Source organism: Brachybacterium netajii (SeqCode), from assembly GCF_054114245.1.
In genome coordinates, this window is record NZ_JBSYXB010000001.1 from 445,866 (window position 1) to 470,397 (window position 24,532).

A 24,532-nucleotide genomic window follows, 5' to 3' on the forward strand; every position below is an offset into this window, starting at 1 on the left:
ATGTCCCTCCCTCGCCTGAGCCGTCGTCATGCCCTGCTGATCCCCGCCGCCGCCACCGCCGGGGCCTGCGCCCTCGCCGGGTGCGCCCCGGAGGACCAGGGCTTCGGCGACGCCGACCCCATCCCCGCCGAGGATGACGGCGGCGTCCCGCTCGACCAGATCCCGGAGAACGCGAGCACCCTGGTGAACTTCGGCGGTCAGCGCCCCTTCGCGCTCATCGTCCGCGGCGCCGGAGAGGATCTCACCGCCTATTCGGGCTACTGCACGCACAACGGCTGCGCGCTGGCCATGGCCGACGACGGCGCAGAGCTCGACTGCCCCTGCCACGGCTCCCGCTTCGACGCGTCGAACGCCGAGGTGCTCCGGGGCCCCGCGGCCTCCCCGCTGCCGGCGATCGCCGTGAGCATCAAGGACGGCTCGCTCTACCGTGACGCCTGAGCCCGCCGTCCCGTCGGCCGCAGAGCCCCCGTCGGCCGCAGAGCCCGCGACGCCGCGGACGCGGCGCGAGGTCGTCTCCTTCGTGCGTCGCGGGGACCGCCTGACCTCGAGCCGGCAGGATGCCTGGGACCGGCTCTCCGAGCGCTACGTCCTGGATCTCCCCCGCGGTGAGCGCGACACCCTGCCCGCACCGGGGGCGACGCTCGACCTCGAGGAGGTCTTCGGTCGCCGGGCACCGCTGGTGGTGGAGGTCGGCAGCGGGCTGGGCGAGAACATCGCGGCCGCGGCCGCGGCCCGTCCCGACCGCGATCATCTGGCGGTCGAGGTGTATCTGCCCGGGCTCGCCCAATCCCTCGACCGCATCGAGCGGGCCGGGCTCCCCGGCAACATCCGCCTGCTGCCGCTGGACGCGCAGCGCAGCCTCCCGGCGCTGCTCCCCGAGGGGGCGATCCAGGAGCTGTGGGTGTACTTCCCCGACCCCTGGCACAAGGCGAAGCACCACAAGCGCCGCCTCGTGAACCCTCCGTTCCTCGACGCGGTGGTGCCGCTGCTGGCCGACGGCGGTGTCCTGCGCCTGGCGACGGACTGGGCGCAGTACGCGCACCACATGCGCGAGGTCCTCGACGCCGACGAGCGCCTGCGGTCCCTGCACCCGGAGGGCCCCCGGCCCGAGGGCGAGCCGAGCGATCCCGTCCCTGAGGACCTCGCCCGCACAGGATGGGCACCCCGTTTCGAAGGTCGTGTGAAGACGAGCTTCGAGAGCAAGGGGCGCCGGGCCGGACGTCTAGTATGGGATCTGGCGTACGCGCGCGTCCGCTGAACGGCGTCGCGCGCTCCTCCGGATCTCCCGCGCCGCATCCGAGATCCGTTCCGCCGTCCCCCTGTCCTTCCCGCATCCTGTGACACTCCCGGACGTGCCAGCGCGCACCCGATGAGAGCGAGCCCGCCATGACCACACCCGACGATGTCGAACTGCCCTCGGACTGGGAGGACGGGGACTCCCCCGAACCCGGTTCCCGCCGCGGACGCCGTGTCGCGCTGATCGCGCTCGGCGTGGTCGCCGCGCTGGTGATCGGCGTCGGCATCGTCGTGGGCGGCTACCTGCGCTCCCTGAACACCGAGTACCAGAAGGTCAGCACCGTCACGATCACCCGTGGCGCCTCCGACGGCGAGGCCCCCGAGGCGATCGAGGGCACGGGGCAGAACTTCCTGCTGCTCGGCTCCGACAAGCGCAACGCGGAGGACGCCGTCGCCGAGGGCGTCTACGGCCAGCGCTCGGACGTCATGATGCTCGTCCACGTCTCCGACGACGGCGAGAGCGTGTTCATCATGTCCTTCCCGCGCGACCTCTACGTCGACATCCCCGGCTTCGGCAAGGACCGCATCAACGCGGCCCTCGCCTTCGGCGGGGTGAGCCTCGCGGTGACGACGGTGGAGAACTACGTGGGCGTCCCCATCGACCACGTCGCGCTCATCGACTTCGAGGGCATCCAGGGCCTGGTGGACACGCTCGGCGGCATCGACGTCGACGTCCCGATGGACTTCACCGCCGGGGACATCCAGTTCACCGAGGGCAAGCAGCACCTGAACGGCGAGGAGGCCCTCGCCTTCGTCCGCTCCCGCAAGCAGTTCTCCGACGGCGACTTCCAGCGCAACCGGAACCAGCAGCTGGTGCTCAAGGCGATCGCCGCGGAGCTGATCAGCGCGGACACCTTCACCAACCCGGCGAAGCTGCGGGACACCGTGGGCTCCATCGCCCCGTACCTGACGACCGACGACGGGCTGACCCCGACGACGATGATCGAGCTGGGCCTGTCGATGCGCAGCATCCGCACCTCGGACATGTACTTCCTCGCCGTCCCGCACGGCGACCCGTACACCACCAGCGGCGGTGCCTCCGTAGTCGCGACCGACGAGGACGCCATGGACGTGCTGCGGGACGCCCTGCAGAACGACACCGTCGGCACCTACTACGCTGAGAACGCCGGGAAGTACTGACGGCGCATCGTCCTCGCGACCGATGCCGCGAGGACGTCACGATCCGCGTCACGACCGCTCTCCCGGCCCGCTCCCCCTCGTCAGCCCCTCGACCGGAGGTTCTCATGGCCAACCCGCTCGTCAAGATCATCGTCCCGATCGTCGGGGTCGCCGTCGGCACGCTCGGCCGGAAGGCCGCGACCGCCGGCTGGGGCGCCGTCTTCGGAGAGGACGCCCCCACCGCCAAGGCACAGAAGGCCTCGGCGAAGGCCACGGCCAAGCAGCGCAAGCAGGCGAAGAAGGCCGGTCTCGGCAAGGACGAGATCGCCCGCATCACCGATCCGATGCAGAACCAGGCCGCCTGGAAGGTCGCCCTCTGGACGATCCTGTCGGGCGTGGTCCTGCAGGCCGTGCGCCAGGCGGCGCAGCGCGGGGCGACCCGAGGCACGGAGGCCCTGATCTCCCGCCGCCCCCGCGCCAACCGCGGCTGACCAGGGCCCGTAGGACGGGCGCGCGCCGCGCCCGCACCCCGCAGGCCCGCAGGACGGGCTCGCAGACGACGGCAGCGCCCGCTCTCCCTCGAGGGAGAGCGGGCGCTGCCGTGTCCGCGCTCGGCGGTCCCGATGCCGGAGCCGGGCCCCGAGGACATGCCTCGGAACCCGGACCCGCGGCTCAGAACTCCGGGACGTCGGTGCCCGGGTGCAGGGTGTCCAGGGCGTCGCCGGTGACGAGGAATCCGATGCGGCGCACGAGGGAGACCGCGTGGTCGCCCAGGCGCTCGTAGAAGCGGATCAGCAGGGTCATGTCGATGACCTGGGTGTTGGAGTAGCCTTCGCTGCGGCCGATCTCGCGGGAGATCTCCAGCAGCAGCGCGTCGAGCTCGTCGTCGTTCTTCTCGACCTGCGCCGCGAGCGCGAGGTCGCGCTCGGTGATGACCTCGGAGGCGTCCTTGAGGGCGGCCTCGGCGACGGTCGCCATCCGACGGATCTGCTCGCGGTGCGCCTCGGGGACGGCGGGCTCGGGGTGGGTGCGGCGCGCGATGAGCGCGATGTGGGTGCAGAGGTCGCCCATGCGCTCGAGCGAGGAGCTCATGCGCAGGGAGGCGACCAGGAGGCGGAGGTCGGTGGCGACGGGGTTCTGCCGCGCCAGCAGCTCGACGATCTTGACGTCGAGGTCGGTCTGGCGCTGATCGATGTGGACGTCGGCCGCGATGACTCGCTCGGCCAGTCCCAGGTCTCCGTCGAGGAGGGCCACGGTGGCGTCCTCCAGGGCGGTGCCCACCATGTCCGCCATGTCGACGAGGTCGTCGACGAGATGCCGAAGGTCGCTCTGGTACGCCTCGCGCATGTGCATGCTCCTTGGTCTGAGAGGTGCGGGATCCGGGTCGGGGATCCCCGCCGCCCGAGTCTGGCAAGAACGGGTGAACGCCGTCGGTTCCTCGGTGAACTCCTGGTGCAGTCCCGATGAACTCCTGCGCCCCGCCCTGCTATGACCGGCCCGCCGGTGCTGAGCCGGGTCGTCGCTCGGCCTAGGCTATCCCCGTGCCCCTGTCTGTGCTCCTCCTTCTCGCCGGTGTCATCGGCCTCGTGATCGGCTGCGCCGCCACGCTCGTCATGACGCGGTCCGAAGGCCGCCGCCCGAGCGCCCCCGAGGCGCCCGTCTCGGTGGTGCCGGAGCCGGCGGCGGAGGTCCTCTCGATCCTCTCCTCGGCCTATGTCGTCCTCGACGCGGCCGGGGACGTCCTGCGGGCCTCTCCCCTCGCGTACTCGTACGGCATCGTGCGCGCGACCGGGAACGACTACCCGCGGCTGGCGAGCGGCGCGCTCATGGAGCTCGCGGCCGACGTCGGACGCAACGGCGGCTACCGCGACGAGCGGCTGACGCTGCGCCGCTCCACCCAGTCCGACTCCGACACCGATGCCGTCATCGACGTGCGCATCGGCGCCCTCGGCGAGACCGGCGTGCTCCTGCTCGCGGACGACCTCACGCGCGCTGTGCGCGTGGAGGAGACGCGCCGCGACTTCGTCGCGAACGTCTCGCACGAGCTGAAGACGCCCGTCGGCGCGATCATCCTGCTGGCCGAGACCATGGAGGACGCGGCCGAGGACCCGGCCGCGGTGCGCCGCTTCGCCGAGCGCATGCAGACCGAGTCCCAGCGCCTCTCGCATCTGGTCCAGGAGATCATCGAGCTCTCCCGCGTCCAGGGCACCTCCGCCCTCCCGGATGCGGAGCCCGTCGAGATCGACGAGGTCGTCGAGGAGGCGGTCCGCCAGAACCGCAACGTCGCCCTGGGGCGGCGCATCGAGCTCGCGACCGGCGGCGCCGAGGGGCTGCGCGTGTTCGGGTCCCGTACGATGCTGGTCACGGCGCTCTCGAACCTCGTCGCGAACGCCATCAGCTACTCCGAGGCCGACACCCGCGTCGGGATCTCCGTGCGCCGCGACAACGGCATGATCGAGCTCTCCGTCAAGGACCAGGGCATCGGGATCTCCAAGGAGGACCTGGAGCGGGTCTTCGAGCGGTTCTTCCGTGTGGACCGCGCCCGCTCGCGCGAGACCGGGGGCACCGGTCTCGGGCTCGCGATCGTCAAGCACATCGCGACCGACCACGGAGGCGAGGTCACGGCCTGGTCCCTGCCCGGCCAGGGCTCGACCTTCACGCTGCGCATCCCCGAGATGGGACGCACGAGCACGGTCACCGTCAGCGGCGCCGAGGCGTCGAGAAAGGGAAACTGAGATGACCCGCATCCTGATCGTGGAGGACGAGGAGTCCTTCTCCGACCCGCTGTCCTACTCCCTGCGCAAGGAGGGGTACGAGGTCGCCGTGGCGGACAACGGCGTCGACGGACTGCGGATCTTCACCGCCCACGGCGCCGACCTGGTGCTGCTGGACCTGATGCTGCCGGGCATGAGCGGCACGGAGGTGTGCCGGGAGATCCGCCGCACCTCCTCCGTCCCGGTCATCATGCTGACCGCGAAGGACGACGAGTTCGACAAGGTCCTGGGCCTCGAGCTCGGCGCCGACGACTACGTCACCAAGCCGTACTCCTCGCGCGAGCTCCTCGCCCGCATCAAGGCCGTCCTGCGCCGCGGTCAGGACTCGGCCGACGTCGAGGAGTCCACCACCCTCTCCACCGCGCACATCACGATGGACGTCGAGCGCCATGTGGTGCGCGTGCACGGCGAGGAGGTGCAGCTGCCCCTGAAGGAGTTCGAGCTCCTGGAGATGCTGCTGCGCAACGTCGACCGCGTGCTCACGCGCGGCCAGCTGATCGACCGCGTCTGGGGCGCCAACTACGTCGGCGACACCAAGACCCTCGACGTCCACGTCAAGCGCCTGCGCGCGAAGATCGAGGACGACCCCAAGTCCCCCGTCCATCTGGTGACGGTGCGCGGTCTGGGCTACAAGTTCGAGTCCGGGGACTCCTGACCGGCACGTCGGGCCGAGCCTCCGGGCGACCGGAGGCTCGGGGCCCGTCGGCGGCCGACGACCGTGACGGCCGACGGGCGGACGATGCCGTGACGGCCGACGGACGATGACAGCGCCGATGGACGGACGACGACAGCGGGGCCGGGACGATGTCCCGGCCCCGCTGTCGTGGGGGGATGCCTGCGCGCGGGCGCGCAGCGGCCGTGCGGGCGTCAGCCCTCGGTGCCGGCCTCGGCGTCCTGGTAGTACTTGGCCGAGGTGTCCGTGATCGGCAGCGAGATCTCGGTGGAGAGATCGCCGGCGGACACGTCCAGCTCGATGATGTCGCCCGGCTCGGCGGTCAGGCCGGTGACCGCGACGGCCTGCTGGCCCTCGCCGGAGCCCAGCGAGACGGCATCGCCCGCAGGGACGGAGACGGCGACGGAGAAGACCTGGGAGCCCTCGTCGAGGCCCTCGAGGGACACGGTCGCGGTCTCGTCGGTGTAGTTCACGACGGAGCCGAGCAGCTCGGCGGAGCCGTCGTCGGCGACGACGACGATCGCATTGCGCATCCCGACGCTCGGGGACTCCTCCCCCTCGGCGATCAGGTTGGCGTTCGTGCCGTCGGCGGCCTGGTAGAACACGTGAGTCTGGACCGGGTTGGCGTAGGTGCATCCGGTCGCCGCGATAGCGAGCCCGAGGGCGGCGACGGAGAGCGCGAGACGGCGAGGACGACGCACGGAGTACTCCTGTTCGATCCCGCGGCGGGCGCGGGACATGGGGCGGGACAGCGCTGAAAGACTACCTCACGACAGGGCGTCAGCTCCCCCGCGTCCGATGCGAGTCCCGAGGATCACGTCACGACCGCCGGCTCCGCGGCGCCCTCCGCTCCGGCGTCCGAACCGGCCGGAGAACCCGTCGCGGCCGCTCACGACGAAAAACCGCGAATCGTAGCACAGCGGACCGGTGATAGACTGGTCCGCGGAAAGGGGACAAGCCACATGAATTTTGCCGTCGGCGAGACCGTCGTCTACCCGCACCACGGTGCTGCGCTCATCGAAGAGGTGAAGACCCGAACCATCAAGGGCGAGGATCGCACCTACCTCAAGCTGAAGGTCGCCCAGGGCGATCTGACCATCGAGGTGCCCGCTGACAACGTCGACCTGGTCGGCGTTCGCGACGTGGTCGACAAGGAAGGCCTCGCCGAGGTCTTCGAGGTCCTCCGCCTGCCCTACACCGAGGAGCCGACCAACTGGTCGCGCCGGTACAAGGCGAACGTCGAGAAGCTCGCCTCCGGCGATGTCAAGAAGGTCGCCGAGGTCGTCCGCGACCTCTGGCGCCGCGACCAGGACCGCGGTCTCTCCGCGGGTGAGAAGCGCATGCTGGCCAAGGCTCGCCAGATCCTCGTCTCGGAGCTCGCGCTCGCGGAGAAGACCGACGAGGCCAATGCCGAGTCCATCCTCGACGAGGTCCTCGCCTCCTGAGGAGCTCCCTCCCATGATCGATATCGCCGCGACGGCCGCCCTCACCGAGGGCGGCCGTCCGCTGATCCGCCCCCTCGTCCTGGTGATCGCCACGACGGGCGGCTCCCGCGATCCCGAGCTGCCGGCGCTCACGCGGCTCGGCGGCGCCACGCTGCTGGACCGTCTGCTCGGCACCCTCGCCGAGGCGGGGCTGGCCGAGCCGATCCTCGCCGTTGCGGAGGCCAGCGCCGCCGCGCTGCGGTCGGCCGTGGGCGATCGCCTGCCCGTGGTCTCCGCGCCCGGCTCACGGCGCGCTGTGCTCGCCGCGGCGGCCGCGGCGACCGACTCCCCCTGGCTGCTCGTGCACGACGCCGAGCGCGCCCTCACTCCGCTGCGCGTGATCCAGGAGGTGCTCGCCGAGCACGCCGAGATCCTCCGCAGCACCGATGGTCGTGCGGGCGCCGAGCGGGTCGACGCCGTCCTGCCGGCGATCGACGTGACCGACTCGGTCAAGCAGATCCTCCCCGGAGGTCTGCGCAACGTCGACCGCTCGACCCTCGCGGGCCTGCAGTGCCCGCGCCTGATCCGCCGCGAGCTCCTGCTCGCCGGAGCACCGTCGTCGGTCCGGGAGGCGGCGCCGGACCCGGCGGGCTCCGGGACCGCGGCCCCCGCGGAGGCCGATGACGAGATCCTGGCCGCCCTCGCCGCCGGCGCCCGCGTGCGCACGGTCCAGGGCTCCCATTCCGGGTTCGCGGTCGTGGACCGTCTCAGCCTCTGGCAGGCGCAGATCGCGCTCGGCCTGGCCCGCGACACCTCGCAGCGGCAGGGCCTCTCGCGCCGCTCCTGAGGCGAGGGAGCGGGCGAGGACGAGGACGAGGGCGCCGACCTCAGCCGCGGCGGCTGCGCCAGACCGCGCGGAACTCCTCGGCCATGCGCTTGGGCTTCGAGAGCGTGCGCACCGGCAGGCTGGTCGCGAGCTCGCCGGGATCGGCGCGGAAGCGGCGCATGAGGCGCCCGGGCTTGCTGGAGATCCGCTGCTTGAGGTCGGGGAGGTAGTCCTCGCTGACGTCGAGGCGCGTCACGGCGCCGCAGCCCGTGCACTGGATCTCCGAGACGAACCGTCCCGCGTACACGACGACGTGCTCGGCCTCCCTGTCGCATGCTGTGCAGCGCAGGAAGCTCTCCTCGACGGCCATCATCTCCTCCTCACCCGGACCTCAAACCTAGTGCCGTGACCACGTCCTGTGCCAGCAGGAGGTCCTGCGCATAGGTGATCTTGAAGTTGGTCTCCTCGCCGCGGACCCAGGCGACCGGGATGTCCGTGTACTCCTCCGCGCAGGAGGCGGTGTCGGTGCCCACGAAGCCGTCGCGGGCGGCCTGCTCGTAGGCGTCGAGCATCGGCGCCGCCCGGAAGCCCTGCGGGGTCTGCACCCGCAGCAGCGTGTCGGGGCGGAACGCGCCGGTCGCGAGCGTCTCCTCCGATCCCACGGGGGCGATCGCGGAGGCGGGGATCCCCGGCACCGCTCCCCCGACCTCCCGGGCGGTGTGCAGGACCGCGGCGACGAGGCCGTGCGAGACCAGCGGGCGGGCGGCATCGTGGATCAGGACCGTGTCGACGGCCCCGGAGTCGATGCGGTCGGCGAGATGCCGCAGGGCCAGCAGCTCCGACTCCTGGCGGGTGTCGCCGCCGGTGATGATCTCCAGCGGATGGTCGGTCTCGCGGGTCGCGACGAAGCGCGCGTGCTCGCGGTCCTCGGGGCGGACGACGAACACCAGCAGGCCCACGCCGTCGACCGAGGCCAATGTGTTCAGGCCCCAGCTGGCGATGCTGCGCCCCGCGAGCGGCAGGAAGGCCTTGTTGATGTCGGCGCCGACGCGGGTGCCGGATCCCCCGGCGAGGACGATGCCCGCAGCGCTCCCGCGCAGACGGGGGGCTCGGCGAAGTCGGGACTGGCTCACCCGGGCATCGTAGACGCCCGGCGGGATGCCATGGCCACGTGGCCGCTCACATGGGAGAATCGTCCCCCGCCGGTGTTTCCGTGCGTCCGGGCCTCCCGGGCGCCCGCGCCGTGCGCCCCGCCGTCGATCCTGTCAGGAGACCCTGCCCATGCTCACCATCGCCATCGTGTGCGGTGCCGGGATCGCGACCTCCGCGCTCATCGCGGATCAGGTGCGCGGCCATCTCGCCGCTCAGGGGCGGGAGGCGGCGGTCGTGCAGGCGACCGTGATGGATCTGCTCTCGCCCCAGTTCACCGCCGACCTCGTGGTGAGCACCGTGGACCTCCCCGACGCCCTGGGCATCCCGCAGGTCTCGGGCATGCCGCTGCTGCTGGGCACGAGCCCCCAGGTGACCTACGCCGACATCGACCGCGTCATCGCGCGGCTCGATGGACGGACGGCGGACCGATGACCGCCGACCGCGCTCCCCGGACGGCGCCCGCCGCCCCGTCGCCGTCGTCGCAGCCATCGCCGTCGTCGCCGTCGTCGGCGTCCCCCGTGCCGCCGCTGCCCCGGGTCGGGACCGGGGTGGACGTGCACGCCTTCGCCCCGGCGGAGTCCCCGCGTCCGATGTTCCTCGCCGGGCTCGCCTGGGAGGGCGAGCAGGGCCTCGCCGGTCATTCGGACGGCGATGCCGCCTGCCATGCCGCCTGCGACGCGCTCTTCTCCGCCGCGGGGATCGGGGACCTCGGCACCCATTTCGGCACCGACCGCCCGGAGTGGGCCGGCGCCTCGGGGCCGACGCTCCTGGCGGAGGCCGCGCGGCTCGTGCGCGCCGCCGGCTTCGCGGTCGGGAACGTGTCGGTCCAGGTGATCGGCAACCGTCCCCGGCTCTCCGCCCGGCGCGACGAGGCCTGCGCCGTGCTCAGCGCGGCCGCCGGCGCACCGGTCGCCGTCTCCGGCACCACCACCGACCGTCTCGGTCTGACCGGCCGCGGCGAGGGCGTGGCCGCGATCGCCACCGCGCTCGTCGTCCCGACGACCGCCACGACCCCTCAGGAGGAGACCGCATGAGCACGACCGAGCAGGCGCCGTCGGCCTCCGCGCTGCCGCTGACCGCCGAGGACGTCGAGGCGGCCGCCGAGCGGCTCGCCCCGGTGCTGCGACGCACCCCGCTGCAGCGCAGCGAGCGGCTGAGCGAGATCGCCGGCGTCCCCGTCTGGCTCAAGCGCGAGGACCTGCAGTCCGTGCGCTCGTACAAGCTGCGCGGCGCCTACCTGTTCCTCGCCTCGCTCGACGATGCGGCCCGCGAGGCCGGGGTCGTCGCCGCGAGCGCCGGCAACCACGCGCAGGGCGTCGCCCGCGCCTGCCGGGACCTCGGCATCCGCGGCCGCATCTACGTGCCCGGCACGACCCCGCGCCAGAAGCGCGACCGCATCGTCGCGATCGGCGGGGACGACGTCGAGCTCGTCCTGGTCGGCGACACCTTCGACGACGCCGCCGAGGCCGCGGCCGACGACGCCGAGCGCACCGGCGCAACGCCGGTGCCGCCCTTCGACCACCCCCTCATCATGGCCGGCCAGGGGACGGTCGCGCTCGAGGCCGTCGAGCAGCTCCGCACCGAGCACGGGCGCGAGCCCGCCACGGTCGTGCTGCCCGTCGGCGGAGGCGGCCTGCTGGGCGGCTGCGGCGCCTGGCTGCGCGAGCGCACCCCGTCGGTGCGGATCGTCGGCGTCGAGCCCGCGGGGGCGGTGTCGATGGCGGCGGCGATGCGCGCGGGACGCCCCGTGACGCTCAACGAGCTGGATCGCTTCGTCGACGGCGCCGCCGTGCGCCGCGTGGGCGCGGCGCCGCTGCGGATGGTCCAGGCCATGGCGCCGGAGCTCGTCGCGGTCGACGAGGGCGCGGTCTGCACCGAGATGCTGGAGCTCTACCAGGTGGACGGCATCATCGCCGAGCCCGCCGGGGCGCTGGCCGCGACGGCCGTCGCGACCGGGGTCCTCGGCCCCCTGCGTCCGGCGGGCGAGCCGGGCTCCACGGCGGGTCCCGCTCCGACGTACGACGGCGCGGGCGCCGGCCCCGCCGGCGACAGCGCTGAGGACGACGCCACCCTCGACTCCGACGGCGACGTGATCATCGTGATCTCCGGCGGCAACAACGACGTCTCGCGCTACAACGAGATCGTCGAGCGCTCGCTCGTGCACGAGGGCCTCAAGCACTACTTCCTCGTGACCTTCCCGCAGGAGCCGGGCGCGCTGCGGGAGTTCCTCGGCAAGGTGCTCGGCCCCGACGACGACATCGTCCTGTTCGACTACATCAAGCGCAACAACCGCGAATCGGGTCCGGCGCTCGTCGGCCTCGAGATCGGCCGCCGCGAGGACTTCGAGCCGCTGATGGCCCGCATGGCCGCGTCCAACATGGAGATCGAGCGGATCGATCCCGAGGATCCGATGTACCGCTACCTCACCTGAGACGGCATCCGCAGGGACGAGGAGGGGGCCGCCGGCGGATCGCCGGCGGCCCCCTCGGGTCGTGCGTCGTGCGAGGGACGCCCTGCGCGGGGATCCCTCGCGAGGATCAGGAGGATCAGGCCTGACGGGCCTCGACGGCGGAGCGGACGATGTCGTCCAGGCCGTGCTCGGACTTCCAGCCGAGGGTCTCGGCGATGCGGTCGCCCGAGCAGATCAGGCGCGCCGGGTCGCCGGCGCGGCGGGGACCGATCTCGGGGACGATCTCGATGCCCTTGGCGCGCGCGATCGCGTCGATGACCTCGAGGACGCTCGAGCCCTCACCGGTCCCGACGTTGAAGACGCGGTGGGGACGATCCTCGCCGCGCAGGTAGTCGAGGGCCGCGATGTGCGCATGCGCGAGATCGAGGACGTGCACGTAGTCGCGGATGCAGGTGCCGTCGGGGGTGTCGTAGTCGTCGCCGAAGACGACGGGCGCCTTGCCCTGCTCGAGACGGTCCAGCACGATCGGCACCAGGTTCATCACCGCGGTGTCCGCGAGCTCGGGCCATCCCGCGCCGGCGACGTTGAAGTAGCGCAGGGCGACGGTGCGCATGCCGTGGGCGCGCTCCGCGTCGGCCAGCATCCACTCGCCGACGAACTTCGTGGCGCCGTAGGGGTTGATCGGCGCCGGGGCGAGATCCTCGGTCACGAGATCGACATCGGGCACGCCGTAGACGGCGGCGGAGGAGGAGAACACGACGTCGCGGATCTCCGCGGTCGCGCAGGCCGACAGCACGTTGGCGAGCCCGCCGACGTTGTCGTGCCAGTACATCTCCGGGTTCGCGACCGACTCGCCGACCTGCTTGTGGGCGGCGAAGTGGATGACCGAGTCCGCTCCGGAGGCGGTGAGGTGGAAGGCCAGCTTCTCGGCCGCATCGGACTGCGTGACGTCGAGCTCGATGAGCTCGGCGCCCTCCGTCCTCTCACGGAGACCGGTGGAGAGGTCATCCACCACGAGCACGCGCTCGCCCTTCTCCACGAGGAGTCGCACAACGTGCGACCCGATGTACCCGGCACCACCGATCACGAGAGTCGTCATGCCCCGAGCCTACCGGCAAGACCGCGTCGGCCCGCGTCAGCTCCAGGAGCTCGACACCGGGCGGCCCTCGGCGTAGCCCGCGGCGCCCTGCAGGCCGATCACCGCGCGCTCGCGGAACTCCTCGGTCGAGGAGGCGCCCGCATAGGTGTAGGAGGAGCGCACGCCGGCGGTGATCTCGTCGAGGAGGTCCTCGACGCCGCCGCCGTTCTCGGCGAGGAACATGCGGGACGTCGAGATGCCCTCCTCGAACAGGCCCTTGCGGGCGCGCGCGAAGGCGTCCTCGTGAGCGGTGCGGTTCGAGACGGCGCGCTTGGAGGCCATGCCGAAGTTCTCCTTGTAGCGGCGTCCGCGCTCGTCGACGCGCATGTCGCCGGGCGACTCGTAGGTGCCGGCGAACCAGGAGCCGATCATCACGTTGGAGGCGCCGGCGGCGAGCGCGAGGGCGACGTCGCGCGGGTGGCGGACCCCGCCGTCGGCCCAGATGCGGCCGCCGAGCCGGCGCGCCTCGGCGGCGCACTCGAGGACCGCGGAGAACTGCGGGCGTCCGACGCCGGTCATCATGCGGGTCGTGCACATGGCGCCCGGGCCGACGCCGACCTTGACGATGTCGGCTCCGGCCTCGATCAGCTCACGGGTGCCCTCGGCGGTGACGATGTTCCCGGCGACCAGGCGCACCGTCGTGCCCTCGCGATCGCCGAGGACGGCGCGGGCCGCGCGCAGGGCGTCGATCATCTTGTCCTGATGCCCGTGGGCGGTGTCCAGGACGATCACGTCGGCCCCGGAGCCGACGAGCGCCTCGACGCGCGCGGAGACGTCGGCGTTGATGCCGACGGCGACCGCGGTGCGCAGCCTGCCCTCCGCGTCGACGGCCGGACGGTAGATGGTCGAGCGCAGCACGCCGTCGGCGGTGAGGACGCCGCGCAGCGTGCCGTCGGCCTCCACGACGACGGCGGCATCGTCATGGGTGGCGGCGATGCGGGCGTGGAGCACGGCCGGCTCCGCCTCGAGGTCCGACGGGCGGAGGACGAGATGCTCGGTGTTCAGGACGTCGCCGACGGCGGAGAAGGAGTCGCGTCCGGCGATCTCGGTGGCGGAGACCACACCGAGCGGCCGACGGGCCTCGTCGACCACGACGACGATGCCGTGGGCGCGCTTGGGCAGCAGCGCCGCGGCCTGGCCGAGGGTGCCTTCGGGACCCAGCGTCAGCGGATGGTCGACGAGCAGGTCACGGCTCTTGATCGAGCGGACGATCGAGTCGATCCGCTCGGGGGACAGATCCTGCGGCAGCACGGCCAGCCCGCCGCGACGGGCCATGGTCTCGGCCATGCGGCGCCCGGAGACCGCGGTCATGTTGGCCGCGACGAGGGGGATCGTCGTGCCGGTGCCGTCGTCGCTCGAGAGGTCGACGTCGAAGCGGGAGGTGACCGCCGACCTCGCGGGCAGGAAGAAGCAGTCGTCATAGGTCAGGTCGGTGGTCGGAGTATGGATCAGACGCATGCCCCCACCCTAGGACGCCGCCCTCCCCTGCGCTCTGCCAGCGGCGTTTCGTCCGTTCCGCACGACCTCCACGAGACCCGCACGCGAGGATGCCGGGCCGCACAGGAACGAGAATCTAGGATGGCCGCATGACGGACCCGTCCTCGGCCTCGTGGCGCAGACGACGTCGGGGAGGCAGGCACCAGGAGCCGATCCGACGCGCTCAAGCGCGCCCGCAGACGCCTGAGGCGGCGAAGAAGACCCGTGACCAGGCATTCGGCACTTCTGCGCGATCGTGGTTGGGATCGACCGAAGCCGATCCCGCGCCCGCGGCAGAGCCGACAGCGCCCCCCGCTCCTGCTTCTCCCGCCCCTGCTTCTCCCGCCGCATCACCCGCTGCACCCCCCACCGCACTGCCCGCCGGTCGGCCCTCGGCCCCGGCGGACGCTCCCGCCGCCCGGCCTCCTGCCGCTCCGGCCCCCGCCTCTCGGCCTCCCGCCCGACCGGCCCCCGCAGAGCCCTCGGCCCCCGCCCCCGCGGCGCGGCCCTCTGCACCTGCACCTGCACCTGCACCTGCACCTGCACCTGCACCTGCACCTGCACCTGCACCTGCACCTGCACCTGCGTCAGCATCCTCCGCCTCCGGCGCGCCCGTGCGTCGGGCCCATGGGCGGCGCGCCGCCCGGCCGGCCGGCGACACCTCTCCCTTCGCGCCGACGGGCCCGATCTCCGCAGGCGCCGCGGCCGAGAGCGCCGCGCCCTCGAGCGGTGCGCGTCCGGGCGGCGCACGCCCGGCGTCCGGCGCCGGAGCGGCCGGTGCCGCCGCCGCAGCAGCCGGTGCCGCCGCCGCGGCGGCCGCTGCTGCACGCAGCGCCGTCGGCCAGGGACCGTCCGCGTCCCCCGCGGGCCGTCCCGCGAGCCCCGCCCGCCCGGCCCCGGAGGCGGGTGCCGACCTCCCGTCGGCCGATCCGGTGCAGCCCGCCCCTCCGTCGACGAGCCGGACGGCGCGCCGTGCACCCGCCGCGGCGCCCGCCGCGCCCTCCGCACCGGACGCGCCGACCGGGCAGCGGGCCCCGTCCCCGAGCGGGTCCGCCGCCTCGACCGGTCCGTCGTCCGCCACGGACTCCTGGACTCCGACCTTCCCGCTCACCGGGCAGCGTCCCGCGGCCCGCACCGAGCAGCCGACGATGCAGCAGGCCCCCGTCGCGGACGCTCCGGTCGCCGACGAGGCGCCGGCTCGCCCCGCGCCGCGGCAGCCGTCGGGCCTTCCGACGACCGGCGGTCCCGCGCGCCGCGGGACCTGGACCGTCGCCGATCCGCAGCCCCCGGGGGCGGAGGACGTCGCCGTGGCCGCCGCCGCGTCGGCCGCCCCGTCCCCGGCGGAGCAGAGGCCGCGCACGCCCACCGGAGCGCGGACCGTCCGCACCCCGCGGTCGCCGCACAACGACTTCTCCTCCCCCAACCGGTGGATCGCCGACTCCCCGCTCTCCGCGGCGGACGAGGGGTTCGCCGTCGACGACGGCTCGGGGAAGTCCCCGCTGCCGCTGCGCACCGACCGGCCCGACCCCCCTCGCACGGGCTCCCTCCCGATCGTGGCCCTCTGGACCGCGGCCTCCTCGCTGGTGCCCGGGACCGGTCTGCTGACCACGCGTCTGCGCGGCCTGGGCTGGGCGATGCTGGCCGCGCTGATCCTCACCGTCGTCGGCATCGCCGGATGGTTCATCATCGGCGACCCGCTCATGACGCTCGTGACATGGCTGACGAAGCGCTCGATCATCATCGGGCTGATGCTCGTCGTCGCGGTCGTCGGCATCGTGTGGATGCTCCAGGTCGTGCTGACGAACCTCTCCCATGCGACCCTGCAGCGGCTCCGCGGGAGCCGTCGCACGGCGTCCTTCGTCATCGCCGCGGTGATGGTGCTGCTCGTCGCCGTCCCCTTCGGCCGCGGCGTGCAGTCGCTGTGGGCCGCGCAGGGCCTGCTGGGCTCGGAGTCCGTGTTCGCGAGCTCCTCGGAGTCCAACAGCGTCATCTCCGACGGCGACGATCCCTGGGCGGGCGTCGGCCGGCTGAACATCATGCTGCTGGGACAGGACGCCGGCGAGGACCGCACGGGCACCCGGCCCGACACGATCATGGTCGCCTCGATCGACACCGAGACCGGTCGCACCGCGCTCTTCTCGATCCCCCGCAACCTCGAGAACGTGCACTTCCCGGAGGGCACGAGCGCCGCCGAGGCGTTCCCCGACGGCTTCGACTACTTCGGGACGAACCAGAACCTGATCAACGCCGTGTGGACCTGGGCGAACGACCGCCCGGACCTCTTCCCCGGGGACGACGACCCGGGCCTGACGGCCACCACCTGGGCGGTCGAGGAGACCCTCGGTCTCGACATCGACTACTACGCCATGGTGAACCTGCAGGGCTTCGAGGACCTCGTCGACGCGATCGGCGGCGTCCAGATCGACGTCGAGCGCCGGATCCCCATAGGCGGCGGCACCAACCAGTCCACCGGCGGGAAGTACCCGATCACCGGGTACATCGAACCCGGCCTGCAGACGCTCGACGGCTACCACGCCCTCTGGTACGCCCGCTCGCGCGAAGGATCCGACGACTTCAACCGCATCTGCCGCCAGCAGCGCATGGTGCGCGTGGTGACGCAGGAGGCCGATCCGGCGACCCTGGCGCTCGCCTTCCCGCAGCTGGTGTCGGCGACCGAGGCGAACATCGAGTCCGACATCCCGGTGGGCGACCTCGACGCCTTCGTCGAGCTCGCCCTGAAGATCAAGAGCGCCGGCTACAACTCGTACCCGATCACCGAGGAGGTGACCCCGTCGTACGACGCCGACTGGGACTACCTCAAGAAGTGGGTGGCGGCCTCGATCGACGACTCGCTGGAGAACGTGCAGACCGCCTCGGTGGTCGACGGCTCGGAGACGACGGCGTCGGCCGATCCCGGCGACTCCGGGGAGACGACGACCGACGGCGCCGACGGGACCGACGGCACCGATGCCACGACGACGGAGGAGCCCACCGACGATCCCACGGAGGAGGCGACCACCGAACCGTCCACGGGCGAGGAGTCCACGGCCGCCGAGCAGGAGGTCGTCATCAACGACGATCCGCTGCAGTCCTGCCTGCCCTCCTCGGAGCAGTGAGTCCCCGGGACCTCCGCTGAGGGACTCTGCCGGGAGACGGAGGCCCGTCCTGCCGCCGCGAGGCGGGAGGACGGGCCTCCGCGCGTCCGAGGGTCCCCACCGGCCCGTCGGCGGCCCACCGGGCCCGTCGGCGGCCCACCGGGCCCGTCGGCGACCGACGGCCGGTCCGTCAGTCGCAGACCTGCAGGAGCGCGTTCTCGATCAGCTCCGGCATGGCCGGATGGATCCAGTACTGGGTGCGGGCGATGTCGCGGGCGGTCTGGCCGGTGCTCATGGCCTGGATGAGCAGCTGGATGAGGGTCGTCGCCTCCGGGCCGATGAGGTGAGTACCGAGGATCCGCGTGGTCTCGGCGTCGACGATGACCTTCGCGAAGCCGGTGGTGTCCTCCAGGGCCCAGCCGTAGGCGATCGAGGCGTACTCCTGGACCGCGACGACGATCTCGCGCCCCTCCGCCTCGGCCTGCGCGCGAGCGGCCTGCTCGTCGAGCCCCACCCAGGCGACCTGCGGATGGGTGAAGACGCCGTTGGGCACCGGCATCGTGTCGGAGCGCCGCAGGTCCTCGGGATGCAGGACGTTGTGCCGGACGATCCGCAGCTCGTGGTTCGCCACATGCTTGAGCTGATCCGGGCTCGAGAGGTCCCCGAGCGCCCAGATCCCCTCGAGCACCGGGTGCCCCTCCGCCGCGCTCAGCACCCGCTGGTGCGCGTCGACGCGCACGCGTCCGGCGTCGTCGAGGCCGATCCCCGCCACCTCGACCTCCAGCAGGTCGGAATTGGGGCGCCGGCCGGTCGCCACCAGGATCTCCTGGGCCCGCAGCACGACCTCCTCGGTCTCGTCCGAGGGTCCGCGCCGCCCGCGCAGCTCGATGCCGTCGGCGGTGCGGACGACCGACGTCGTCGCCAGCTCCGTCTCCAGGTGCACGCGCTCACCGAGGATCTCCGTGAGGCGCCGGGAGACGTCGACGTCGGCGTGGCGCAGCAGCTGCCCCGAGCGCGCGACCACGGTGACGTCGACGCCGAGGGCGGACAGCACATGCGCCATCTCGACCGCCACGACGCCGGAGCCGAGGATCAGCAGCGAGGACGGCAGCTCGTCCACGCGCATGATCGTGTCGGAGGTGTGGGGCTCCGCCTCGGCGAGCCCCTCGATCGCGGGGATCATGGGCCGCGAGCCGGCGCCGAGCACGATCACGTCGGCGGTGACGGCCTCGGTGCGGCCGTCGCCGAGGTCGACCTCGAGAGCGCGGGGGCCGGTGAAGCGCGCTGTGCCGCGCAGCAGGGTGAGGTTCGCGTTGTCGTCATGATCACGGCGGTACTCCTCGCCGCCCGCGGAGATCGGATCGATCCGTCCGAAGATCCGGTCCCTGACATCACGCCAGCGCACCGCGTCGAGCGTCTCGTCGACGCCGAAGCGGGAGGACTCCGACGGCGCGAGCGCGAGATCCGCGGTGCGGACGAACATCTTGGTGGGGATGCAGCCGAGGTTGAGGCAGGTCCCTCCGAAGACGCGATCCGGCCCGACGCCGCGATCGATCTGGACAATGCTGCGGCCTGCGAGATCCGGACCGGGGAACGAGTTGACGGAGCCGGAGCCGATGAGGGCGATGTCATAGTGGGTCACCGCTCCAGGCTAGTGCTCCGACCTGTTCCCCGGCGGGGTGCACCGGACGGCGTCCCGCCGCCTGCCGCGATCGTTCCCGAGGCAGGAGCGCCGCTCCTGCCGCACCCCGCCTGAGACCGCTCTCATGCCACAGGGAGTTCGCGTAGAGTGACCGATTCGTCCACAGTGACCGGAAAGTAGATCCGTTCGCGCATGAGGGGCGTCGACCTGATAGGTTCCGGTCCGAGCCAAAAATACGGCGGGCATCGCCAGTTCCCTGATGCCGCCGTCGCACCCTCAGCGCGGCAGGCGCTCTGGTACCCTGCCGTCCCTTCTGAAGAGGAACATCCATGACCGAACCGTCCCTCGCCGGCACCTGGGCCATCGACCCGACCCACACCCGGATCGGCTTCGCGACCCGTCACGCCATGGTGACGAAGGTGCGCGGCGCCTTCAACGACATCGCAGGCATCGCGGAGTTCACCGACGCCGGCACCGAAGGCGCCACGGTCTCCGTGACGGTCCAGATGGCCAGCATCGACACCCGCAACACCCAGCGCGACGAGCACCTGCGCGGCGCGGACTTCTTCGACGTCGAGAACCACCCCGAGATGACCTTCATCTCCCATTCCCTCGAGGAGGTCGACGAGAACGGCTACATCGTCACCGGCGACCTCACGATCATGGGCAAGACCCGCAACATCTCGATCCCGCTGCGCTTCATGGGCATCAACACCGATCCCTTCGGCTTCGTCCGCGCCGGCTTCGAGGGGACCCGCCGCCTGGACCGCCGCGACTGGGGCATCACCTACAACGCTCCGCTGGCCGGCGGCGGCCTGCTGATCGGCGACCGCATCCAGCTGGAGTTCGAGCTCTCCCTGATCCTGCAGGCCTCCGACCAGGGCGAGGAGGCCGTCGAGGCCGCGTCCGACGAGGAGCAGCCTGCCGTCGAGGAGCAGCCCGCGGCCGAGGAGCAGTCCGTCGACGCCGACATCATCGACGACGTCCCCACCTCCGCCGCCGAGCAGGACGGCGAGCAGGCCGCCCGCCAGGAGGGCTGAGCCCTCTCCGCGACGGAGAGGCGCGCACCCATGGGGCGACCGCTCCCGCCGGCGCTGGCCGCATCGCTGGACATCCTGCGATGCCCCGCCTGCGGCCAGGCGCTCACCCCGGCCGACGGCTCCCTGGCCTGCCCCGCCCGGCACAGCTTCGACGTGGCCCGCGCCGGCTACGTCTCGCTGCTGACCGGGCGGGGCGCCGTCACCTCCGACGATGACGAGATGGCGCGCGCCCGCGAGCGGTTCCTCTCCGCCGGGTCCTACGACCCCCTGGCGGATGCTCTCGCGGAGCTCTCCGCACCCGTCCTGGAGCCCGCGGACGACCGCGCGATGCGCCCGTCGGACGCCCCTCCGTCTCGGATCCTCGACGCCGGATGTGGCTCCGGCCACTATCTGTCCCACGTCCTGAGACGTTTTCGGGACGTTTCGGGAGTGGGCTTCGACACATCGCCGCGCTCCCTGAGATTCGCCGCCCGCGCCCATGAGCGCGCGGCGGTCTGGCGCGGCGACTCCTTCGCCCCCTTCCCTCTGCGCGACGACTCCGTCGACGTCCTGCTGGACGTGTTCGCCCCGCGCAACCCGCCCGAGTTCGCCCGCGTGCTGCGGCCCGGCGGCCTCCTCCTCGTCGCGCGCCCGGCCGCGGACCATCTGGCGGAGCTGCGCGCGGCGATCCCCGGGATGGTCGCCGTCGACCCCCGCAAGGAGGAGCGGCTGAGCACGGCGCTCGATCCGCTGTTCCGCACCGTCGCCGTCCGCGAGCTGCGCTTCACGATGGACCTGTCCGCGCAGAGCGCCCGTGACCTCGTCGCGATGACCCCGAGCGCCCGACACGTGGATCCCGACCTCCTCGCCGCATCGCTCGAGGACGGCCTGCGGGTGAGCGCGGCGATGATCATCAGCGCCCATGCGCCGCTCTGACCCGGTCGGCGGACCGCGCCCATCGGGCGGCATGACGCACCGATCGATCCGCAGCCAGCGTCCGTCGGCCGACGGACGACAGCCGGCGGACGACAGCCGGCGGACGACAACCGGCGGCGCGAGCTGATCAGTCGGCGGCGGCGCGCAGGATCTCGGCGGCGCGGCGGAGGATCTCGCGCTGCTCGGCATCGAGGCGCGGGAGGCTCTCGGCGAGCACTCCCGCCCAGTGCGCCCGGATGCCGTCGCGGCTCGCCCCCGCGAGCTCCGTGGTGCGCAGGCGCGTGATCCGGGAGTCCTCCGGATCCTTCTCCCGCACCACGAACCCCCGGGCCGTCAGCGCCCGCAGCGCGGCGCTGAGGTTCGAGCGCCGGAGCCCGGTCCCCTCCGCGGCGAGGCTCGGCGTCGTCCCCGGGTGATGGTCGACGTAGCGCAGGACCATCACCTCGGTGCCCGTGAGCGGGACGACGTCGGGCAGCGCATGCGCGTCGAGCTGCAGGCGTCGAGCGAGGTCGACGACCGCCTCGCCCAGCTCGAGCAGGAGGTCGTCGTCCTCGGGGGACGACGACGCGGAGGTGCCGGAGCCGGTGGAGATCACCGTCCCATCGTATCGACATCACCTCGATAATTATGCTTTCATAACCACCCATGAGCACCTCTCCCCCGACCGCTTCCGCCATCGCAGCCTCCGTCGCGCCCGCCGACGCCGCCGCCCCTCCGAGCGCCCCGATCAGCATCGGACTGCTCGCCATCCTCGGGCTCCTGAGCGCAGCCGCCCCGCTCGCGACCGACCTCTATCTCCCGGCGTTCCCCGAGATGACCACCGATCTCGGCACCGGCGCCTCGCAGGTCCAGCTGACCCTGACGGCCTTCCTCGCGGGCCTGACCATCGGCCAGCTCGTCTTCGGACCGCTCTCGGACCGCACCGGACGCCGCCTGCCGCTCCTGGTGGGCTCCGCCCTGTTCGTCGTCGCCAGCATCGCCGCGACCTTCGCACCGACCGTCGGCCTCCTGATCGCCGCCCGGCTCGTCCAGGGCCTCGCGGGAGCGGCCGGCATGGTCCTCGCCCGCGCGATCGTCTCGGACCTCGCCCAGGGGCCCGCGGCGGCCCGCGCCTTCAGCCTGATGATGATCATCGGCGGCGTCGCCCCCGTCGTCGCACCCGTCATGGGAGGCGTGCTCACCGGCGTCATCGGCTGGCGGGGCCTGCTCGGCATCGTCCTCGCGCTGAGCGCCATCATGCTCGTGGCCGTCGTCGCGGGCGTGCGCGAATCCCTGCCGCCCGCCCGCCGCGCCGAGCTGCTCGCCGCGCGCCGCGACTCAGGCAGCGCGCTCGACTTCCTGCGCGACCGGGCCTACCTCGCCCACGCGCTGTGCTTCGGCTTCGCCTTCGCGGTCATGATGGCCTACATCTCGGCCTCGCCCTTCGTCTACCAGGACCTGATGGGCTTCAGCACCGTCGGCTACGGCCTCGCCTTCGGGGTGAACGCGATCGCGCTCATGATCGTCAGCGCGATCTCCGCCCAGCGCGTCACCACCGTCGGCCCCGACCGCATGCTGCGGATGGGCCTCGCCGCGATCGGGATCTCCGCACTGGCGATCCTCGCGCTCGTGCTGCTGGGCGCCCCCTCGATCTGGCTGATGGTTCCCCTGTTCACCGCGATCTCCTCCATGGGCCTGATCTTCGGCAACGCGACGGCGCTCGCCCTCGGCGCCGTGCCGCAGGCGGCGGGCACCGCCTCCGCGGTCCTGGGCGCCTTCCAGTTCGGGCTCGGAGCCCTGGTCTCGCCGCTGGTGAGCCTCGGCAGCGGGATCACCGCCCTGCCGCTCGCGATCGTCATGGTCTGCTGCGCGGCGCTCGCCGTGCTGAGCCTCCTGCTCCTCGGACGCCGCTCGGCGGCCTGAGGATCCCGTCAGGAGCCGACCGCAGGGGACCCGGCCGGGTCGATCGGCCCGGCCGAGTCCGTCGGCCCGGCCGAGTCCGTCGGCCCGGCCGAGTCCGTCGGCCCGGCCGAGTCCGTCGGCCCGGCCGAGTCCGTCGGCCCGGCCGGGTCCTCCCACGCGCCGTTGAGGAGCTGGAGCATCCGGCAGTCGGCCCAGCGCCCGCCGAGGCGCAGATAACCGGGCGCGAGACCGAACTCCACGAAGCCGCAGCGCTCGAGGACCCGGACGGAGGCGTCGTTGCCGACCTGCACCTCCGCCTGCAGCCGGTGGAGACCCAGCGCCCCGAAGGCGATCGCCACCGCGGCCCGGACGGCGAACGTCGCGATCCCCCGTCCGGTCACCTGCTTGTCGACCCAGTAGCCGAGGGACGCCGCCTCGACCGGACCGCGCTGGATGCCGCTGAGGCTGATCCGGCCGACGACCCGGGAGCCCGCCCCGGACCCGTCGTCATGGAGGATCACCAGCGGCAGGCAGCGGCCCTCCTGCTTCTGCTGCAGGAGCCCGCGGATGGCGGACTCCTGCCCCTCCGGCGTGAACCAGGACTCCGTGCGCAGCGGCGCGCCGACCAGGAGCTCCTCGCGGTTGCGCCGCTCCAGCTCGGCGAGCCGCTCCGCATGCGCCGGGGACAGCAGGGCGAGCGTGGTGGTGCCATGGGCCGGAGCCGAGGAGCGATCGATCATGACGCCATTGTCCTCCGCACGGGCATCGGCGCAGTGCGGCGGGACCGCGCCTAGGCTGGGAGGACATCTCCTGCGAGGAAGGGACTGCTGTGACCGGACGCCGCTGCGTTCTCATCGACTTCGACGGCACGATCGCCGATCAGGGCATCGTGCCCGCCGCCCACGTGGAGGCGATCTCCCGCGTCCGCGCCGCCGGCCATGCGGTCGTGCTCTGCACCGGCCGCTCGGAGGCCATCGTCGCCGACGAGGTCCTCGCCCTGTTCGACGGCGCCGTGACCTCGGCGGGCGCGCACATGCGCATCGGCGGGGAGGTCCTCCGCGACGAGCGCTTCCCCCGCGGCGTCGCCGAGCGCATCGTCGACGTGATGCTGGAGCACGAGGTCGTCTTCGCCCTCGAGGCCCCCGAGGCGCTGTACTGCCCGCCGAGCACCCGCCCGTACCTGACCGCACGGCCGCGGACCGTCGAGGCCCGCCCCGGCGACATCGGCGGCGGGATCGGCGACCTCGTCGACGCCGTCGTCGAGGCGGAGGACCTGCGCTCCCGCTCCTTCGCGAAGATCGCGCTGTGGGGCTCGCCCGTGCCGGTCGACGATCTCGCCGCGGCCGTCGGCCCGGAGCTCGCCACGCTGCCGAACTCCATCGCCGACGACGGCACCAGCTCCGGCGAGATCTTCCTGCGCCATCTCGACAAGGCCGACGGGGTCCGGCGCATCGCCGAGCACCTGGGGCTGGGGATCGACGCGACGATCGGCATCGGCGACGGCATGAACGACCTCGGGATGCTGCGCACCGCGGGCACCGCGGTCGCGGTCGAGGGATCGCCGGCGCCGCTGCTGGAGGTCGCCGACCTCGTCATCCCGCCGCCCGCGCGCCACGGCCTCGTCACCGCCTTCGAGAGCCTCGAGCTGGTCTGAGCGCCGGCGCGGGTCCC

At 72.7% G+C, this 24,532-nt stretch carries 25 protein-coding genes; 16 read left to right on the plus strand and 9 right to left on the minus strand.

Going from position 1 to position 24,532, the window contains the following annotated elements; all coding sequences use genetic code 11:
* From ACXET9_RS01980 to ACXET9_RS01995, 4 genes are all read left to right on the plus strand, one after another.
* A complete protein-coding gene (locus ACXET9_RS01980) occupies window positions 1-438 on the plus strand; it encodes a QcrA and Rieske domain-containing protein (protein WP_457884368.1) in 438 nt (145 codons plus the stop codon).
* On the plus strand, window positions 428-1,258 hold the full coding sequence (gene trmB / locus ACXET9_RS01985) for a tRNA (guanosine(46)-N7)-methyltransferase TrmB (RefSeq protein ID WP_457884370.1): 831 nt from the start codon (window positions 428-430) through the stop codon (window positions 1,256-1,258). The genes ACXET9_RS01980 and trmB overlap by 11 nt, the downstream gene beginning before the upstream one ends.
* A gap of 128 nt (window positions 1,259-1,386) precedes the next feature.
* The gene (locus tag ACXET9_RS01990; protein WP_457884372.1) at window positions 1,387-2,436 is read left to right on the plus strand and encodes an LCP family protein; all 1,050 of its coding nucleotides are present in this window, start codon (window positions 1,387-1,389) and stop codon (window positions 2,434-2,436) included.
* Between the two features lie 104 nt (window positions 2,437-2,540).
* Window positions 2,541-2,906 carry a DUF4235 domain-containing protein gene (locus tag ACXET9_RS01995; RefSeq protein WP_457884374.1) on the plus strand — a complete coding sequence of 122 codons (366 nt, stop codon included), beginning with the start codon at window positions 2,541-2,543 and terminating at the stop codon, window positions 2,904-2,906.
* 181 nt (window positions 2,907-3,087) lie between these two features.
* On the opposite strand, the gene phoU is transcribed toward ACXET9_RS01995, so the two are convergent.
* Entirely contained in the window at window positions 3,088-3,762 is a 675-nt protein-coding gene (phoU, locus tag ACXET9_RS02000) for a phosphate signaling complex protein PhoU (protein ID WP_457884376.1), read from the minus strand.
* A gap of 194 nt (window positions 3,763-3,956) precedes the next feature.
* Between phoU and ACXET9_RS02005 the strand changes: the two genes are divergently transcribed.
* Entirely contained in the window at window positions 3,957-5,150 is a 1,194-nt protein-coding gene (locus ACXET9_RS02005; RefSeq protein ID WP_457884378.1) for a sensor histidine kinase, read from the plus strand.
* A gap of 1 nt (window position 5,151) precedes the next feature.
* Window positions 5,152-5,844 carry a response regulator gene (locus tag ACXET9_RS02010; protein WP_457884379.1) on the plus strand — a complete coding sequence of 231 codons (693 nt, stop codon included), beginning with the start codon at window positions 5,152-5,154 and terminating at the stop codon, window positions 5,842-5,844.
* 212 nt (window positions 5,845-6,056) lie between these two features.
* On the opposite strand, the gene ACXET9_RS02015 is transcribed toward ACXET9_RS02010, so the two are convergent.
* Window positions 6,057-6,563, minus strand: coding sequence for a hypothetical protein (locus ACXET9_RS02015; protein ID WP_457884381.1), 507 nt, complete (start codon window positions 6,561-6,563; stop codon window positions 6,057-6,059).
* A 261-nt stretch (window positions 6,564-6,824) separates the two neighbouring features.
* Between ACXET9_RS02015 and ACXET9_RS02020 the strand changes: the two genes are divergently transcribed.
* Both ACXET9_RS02020 and ACXET9_RS02025 read left to right on the plus strand, forming a co-directional pair.
* Complete coding sequence (locus ACXET9_RS02020) at window positions 6,825-7,307, plus strand: CarD family transcriptional regulator (protein WP_457884383.1); 483 nt, start codon at window positions 6,825-6,827, stop codon at window positions 7,305-7,307.
* A gap of 13 nt (window positions 7,308-7,320) precedes the next feature.
* Window positions 7,321-8,133 (plus strand): 2-C-methyl-D-erythritol 4-phosphate cytidylyltransferase, encoded by an 813-nt coding sequence (locus tag ACXET9_RS02025; protein WP_457884384.1) that lies wholly within the window; start codon window positions 7,321-7,323, stop codon window positions 8,131-8,133.
* 40 nt (window positions 8,134-8,173) lie between these two features.
* On the opposite strand, the gene ACXET9_RS02030 is transcribed toward ACXET9_RS02025, so the two are convergent.
* Together ACXET9_RS02030 and ACXET9_RS02035 are read right to left on the minus strand one after the other, a co-directional pair.
* Entirely contained in the window at window positions 8,174-8,485 is a 312-nt protein-coding gene (locus ACXET9_RS02030; RefSeq protein WP_457884386.1) for a hypothetical protein, read from the minus strand.
* Between the two features lie 7 nt (window positions 8,486-8,492).
* Window positions 8,493-9,245 carry an IspD/TarI family cytidylyltransferase gene (locus ACXET9_RS02035; protein WP_457884388.1) on the minus strand — a complete coding sequence of 251 codons (753 nt, stop codon included), beginning with the start codon at window positions 9,243-9,245 and terminating at the stop codon, window positions 8,493-8,495.
* Window positions 9,246-9,393: 148 nt separating this feature from the next.
* Here ACXET9_RS02035 and ACXET9_RS02040 point away from each other — a divergent pair, with 148 nt between their 5' ends.
* Genes ACXET9_RS02040 through ACXET9_RS02050 form a run of 3 tightly spaced genes read left to right on the plus strand, consistent with a single transcriptional unit; the run spans window position 9,394 to window position 11,695 of the window.
* The gene (locus ACXET9_RS02040; protein WP_457884390.1) at window positions 9,394-9,696 is read left to right on the plus strand and encodes a PTS sugar transporter subunit IIB; all 303 of its coding nucleotides are present in this window, start codon (window positions 9,394-9,396) and stop codon (window positions 9,694-9,696) included.
* A complete protein-coding gene (gene ispF / locus ACXET9_RS02045; protein WP_457884392.1) occupies window positions 9,693-10,298 on the plus strand; it encodes a 2-C-methyl-D-erythritol 2,4-cyclodiphosphate synthase in 606 nt (201 codons plus the stop codon). The genes ACXET9_RS02040 and ispF overlap by 4 nt, the downstream gene beginning before the upstream one ends.
* Window positions 10,295-11,695, plus strand: coding sequence for a threonine ammonia-lyase (locus ACXET9_RS02050; protein WP_457884394.1), 1,401 nt, complete (start codon window positions 10,295-10,297; stop codon window positions 11,693-11,695). Before ispF ends, ACXET9_RS02050 begins: the two co-directional genes overlap by 4 nt.
* A 115-nt stretch (window positions 11,696-11,810) precedes the next feature.
* On the opposite strand, the gene galE is transcribed toward ACXET9_RS02050, so the two are convergent.
* Together galE and ACXET9_RS02060 are read right to left on the minus strand one after the other, a co-directional pair.
* Window positions 11,811-12,773 (minus strand): UDP-glucose 4-epimerase GalE, encoded by a 963-nt coding sequence (galE, locus tag ACXET9_RS02055; RefSeq protein WP_457884396.1) that lies wholly within the window; start codon window positions 12,771-12,773, stop codon window positions 11,811-11,813.
* A 36-nt stretch (window positions 12,774-12,809) separates the two neighbouring features.
* A complete protein-coding gene (locus tag ACXET9_RS02060) occupies window positions 12,810-14,270 on the minus strand; it encodes a GuaB1 family IMP dehydrogenase-related protein (RefSeq protein WP_457884398.1) in 1,461 nt (486 codons plus the stop codon).
* A gap of 1,166 nt (window positions 14,271-15,436) precedes the next feature.
* On the opposite strand from ACXET9_RS02060, the gene ACXET9_RS02065 reads away from it, so the two are divergent.
* Window positions 15,437-17,404, plus strand: coding sequence for an LCP family glycopolymer transferase (locus ACXET9_RS02065; protein ID WP_457884400.1), 1,968 nt, complete (start codon window positions 15,437-15,439; stop codon window positions 17,402-17,404).
* 169 nt (window positions 17,405-17,573) lie between these two features.
* On the opposite strand, the gene ACXET9_RS02070 is transcribed toward ACXET9_RS02065, so the two are convergent.
* Window positions 17,574-19,025, minus strand: a complete 1,452-nt coding sequence (locus tag ACXET9_RS02070) for a mycothione reductase (protein WP_457884402.1) — start codon at window positions 19,023-19,025, stop codon at window positions 17,574-17,576.
* Between the two features lie 329 nt (window positions 19,026-19,354).
* On the opposite strand from ACXET9_RS02070, the gene ACXET9_RS02075 reads away from it, so the two are divergent.
* Together ACXET9_RS02075 and ACXET9_RS02080 are read left to right on the plus strand one after the other, a co-directional pair.
* Window positions 19,355-20,065 (plus strand): YceI family protein, encoded by a 711-nt coding sequence (locus ACXET9_RS02075; protein ID WP_457884403.1) that lies wholly within the window; start codon window positions 19,355-19,357, stop codon window positions 20,063-20,065.
* Window positions 20,066-20,095: 30 nt separating this feature from the next.
* Window positions 20,096-20,980 carry a putative RNA methyltransferase gene (locus ACXET9_RS02080; protein WP_457884405.1) on the plus strand — a complete coding sequence of 295 codons (885 nt, stop codon included), beginning with the start codon at window positions 20,096-20,098 and terminating at the stop codon, window positions 20,978-20,980.
* Between the two features lie 127 nt (window positions 20,981-21,107).
* On the opposite strand, the gene ACXET9_RS02085 is transcribed toward ACXET9_RS02080, so the two are convergent.
* Window positions 21,108-21,575, minus strand: a complete 468-nt coding sequence (locus tag ACXET9_RS02085; protein WP_457884407.1) for a MarR family winged helix-turn-helix transcriptional regulator — start codon at window positions 21,573-21,575, stop codon at window positions 21,108-21,110.
* A 50-nt stretch (window positions 21,576-21,625) separates the two neighbouring features.
* Between ACXET9_RS02085 and ACXET9_RS02090 the strand changes: the two genes are divergently transcribed.
* Complete coding sequence (locus ACXET9_RS02090; protein ID WP_457884409.1) at window positions 21,626-22,882, plus strand: multidrug effflux MFS transporter; 1,257 nt, start codon at window positions 21,626-21,628, stop codon at window positions 22,880-22,882.
* 8 nt (window positions 22,883-22,890) lie between these two features.
* On the opposite strand, the gene ACXET9_RS02095 is transcribed toward ACXET9_RS02090, so the two are convergent.
* Entirely contained in the window at window positions 22,891-23,601 is a 711-nt protein-coding gene (locus tag ACXET9_RS02095; RefSeq protein ID WP_457884411.1) for a GNAT family N-acetyltransferase, read from the minus strand.
* Between the two features lie 89 nt (window positions 23,602-23,690).
* Here ACXET9_RS02095 and ACXET9_RS02100 point away from each other — a divergent pair, with 89 nt between their 5' ends.
* Window positions 23,691-24,515, plus strand: a complete 825-nt coding sequence (locus tag ACXET9_RS02100; RefSeq protein ID WP_457884413.1) for an HAD-IIB family hydrolase — start codon at window positions 23,691-23,693, stop codon at window positions 24,513-24,515.
* The last annotated feature ends 17 nt before the right edge of the window (window positions 24,516-24,532 follow it).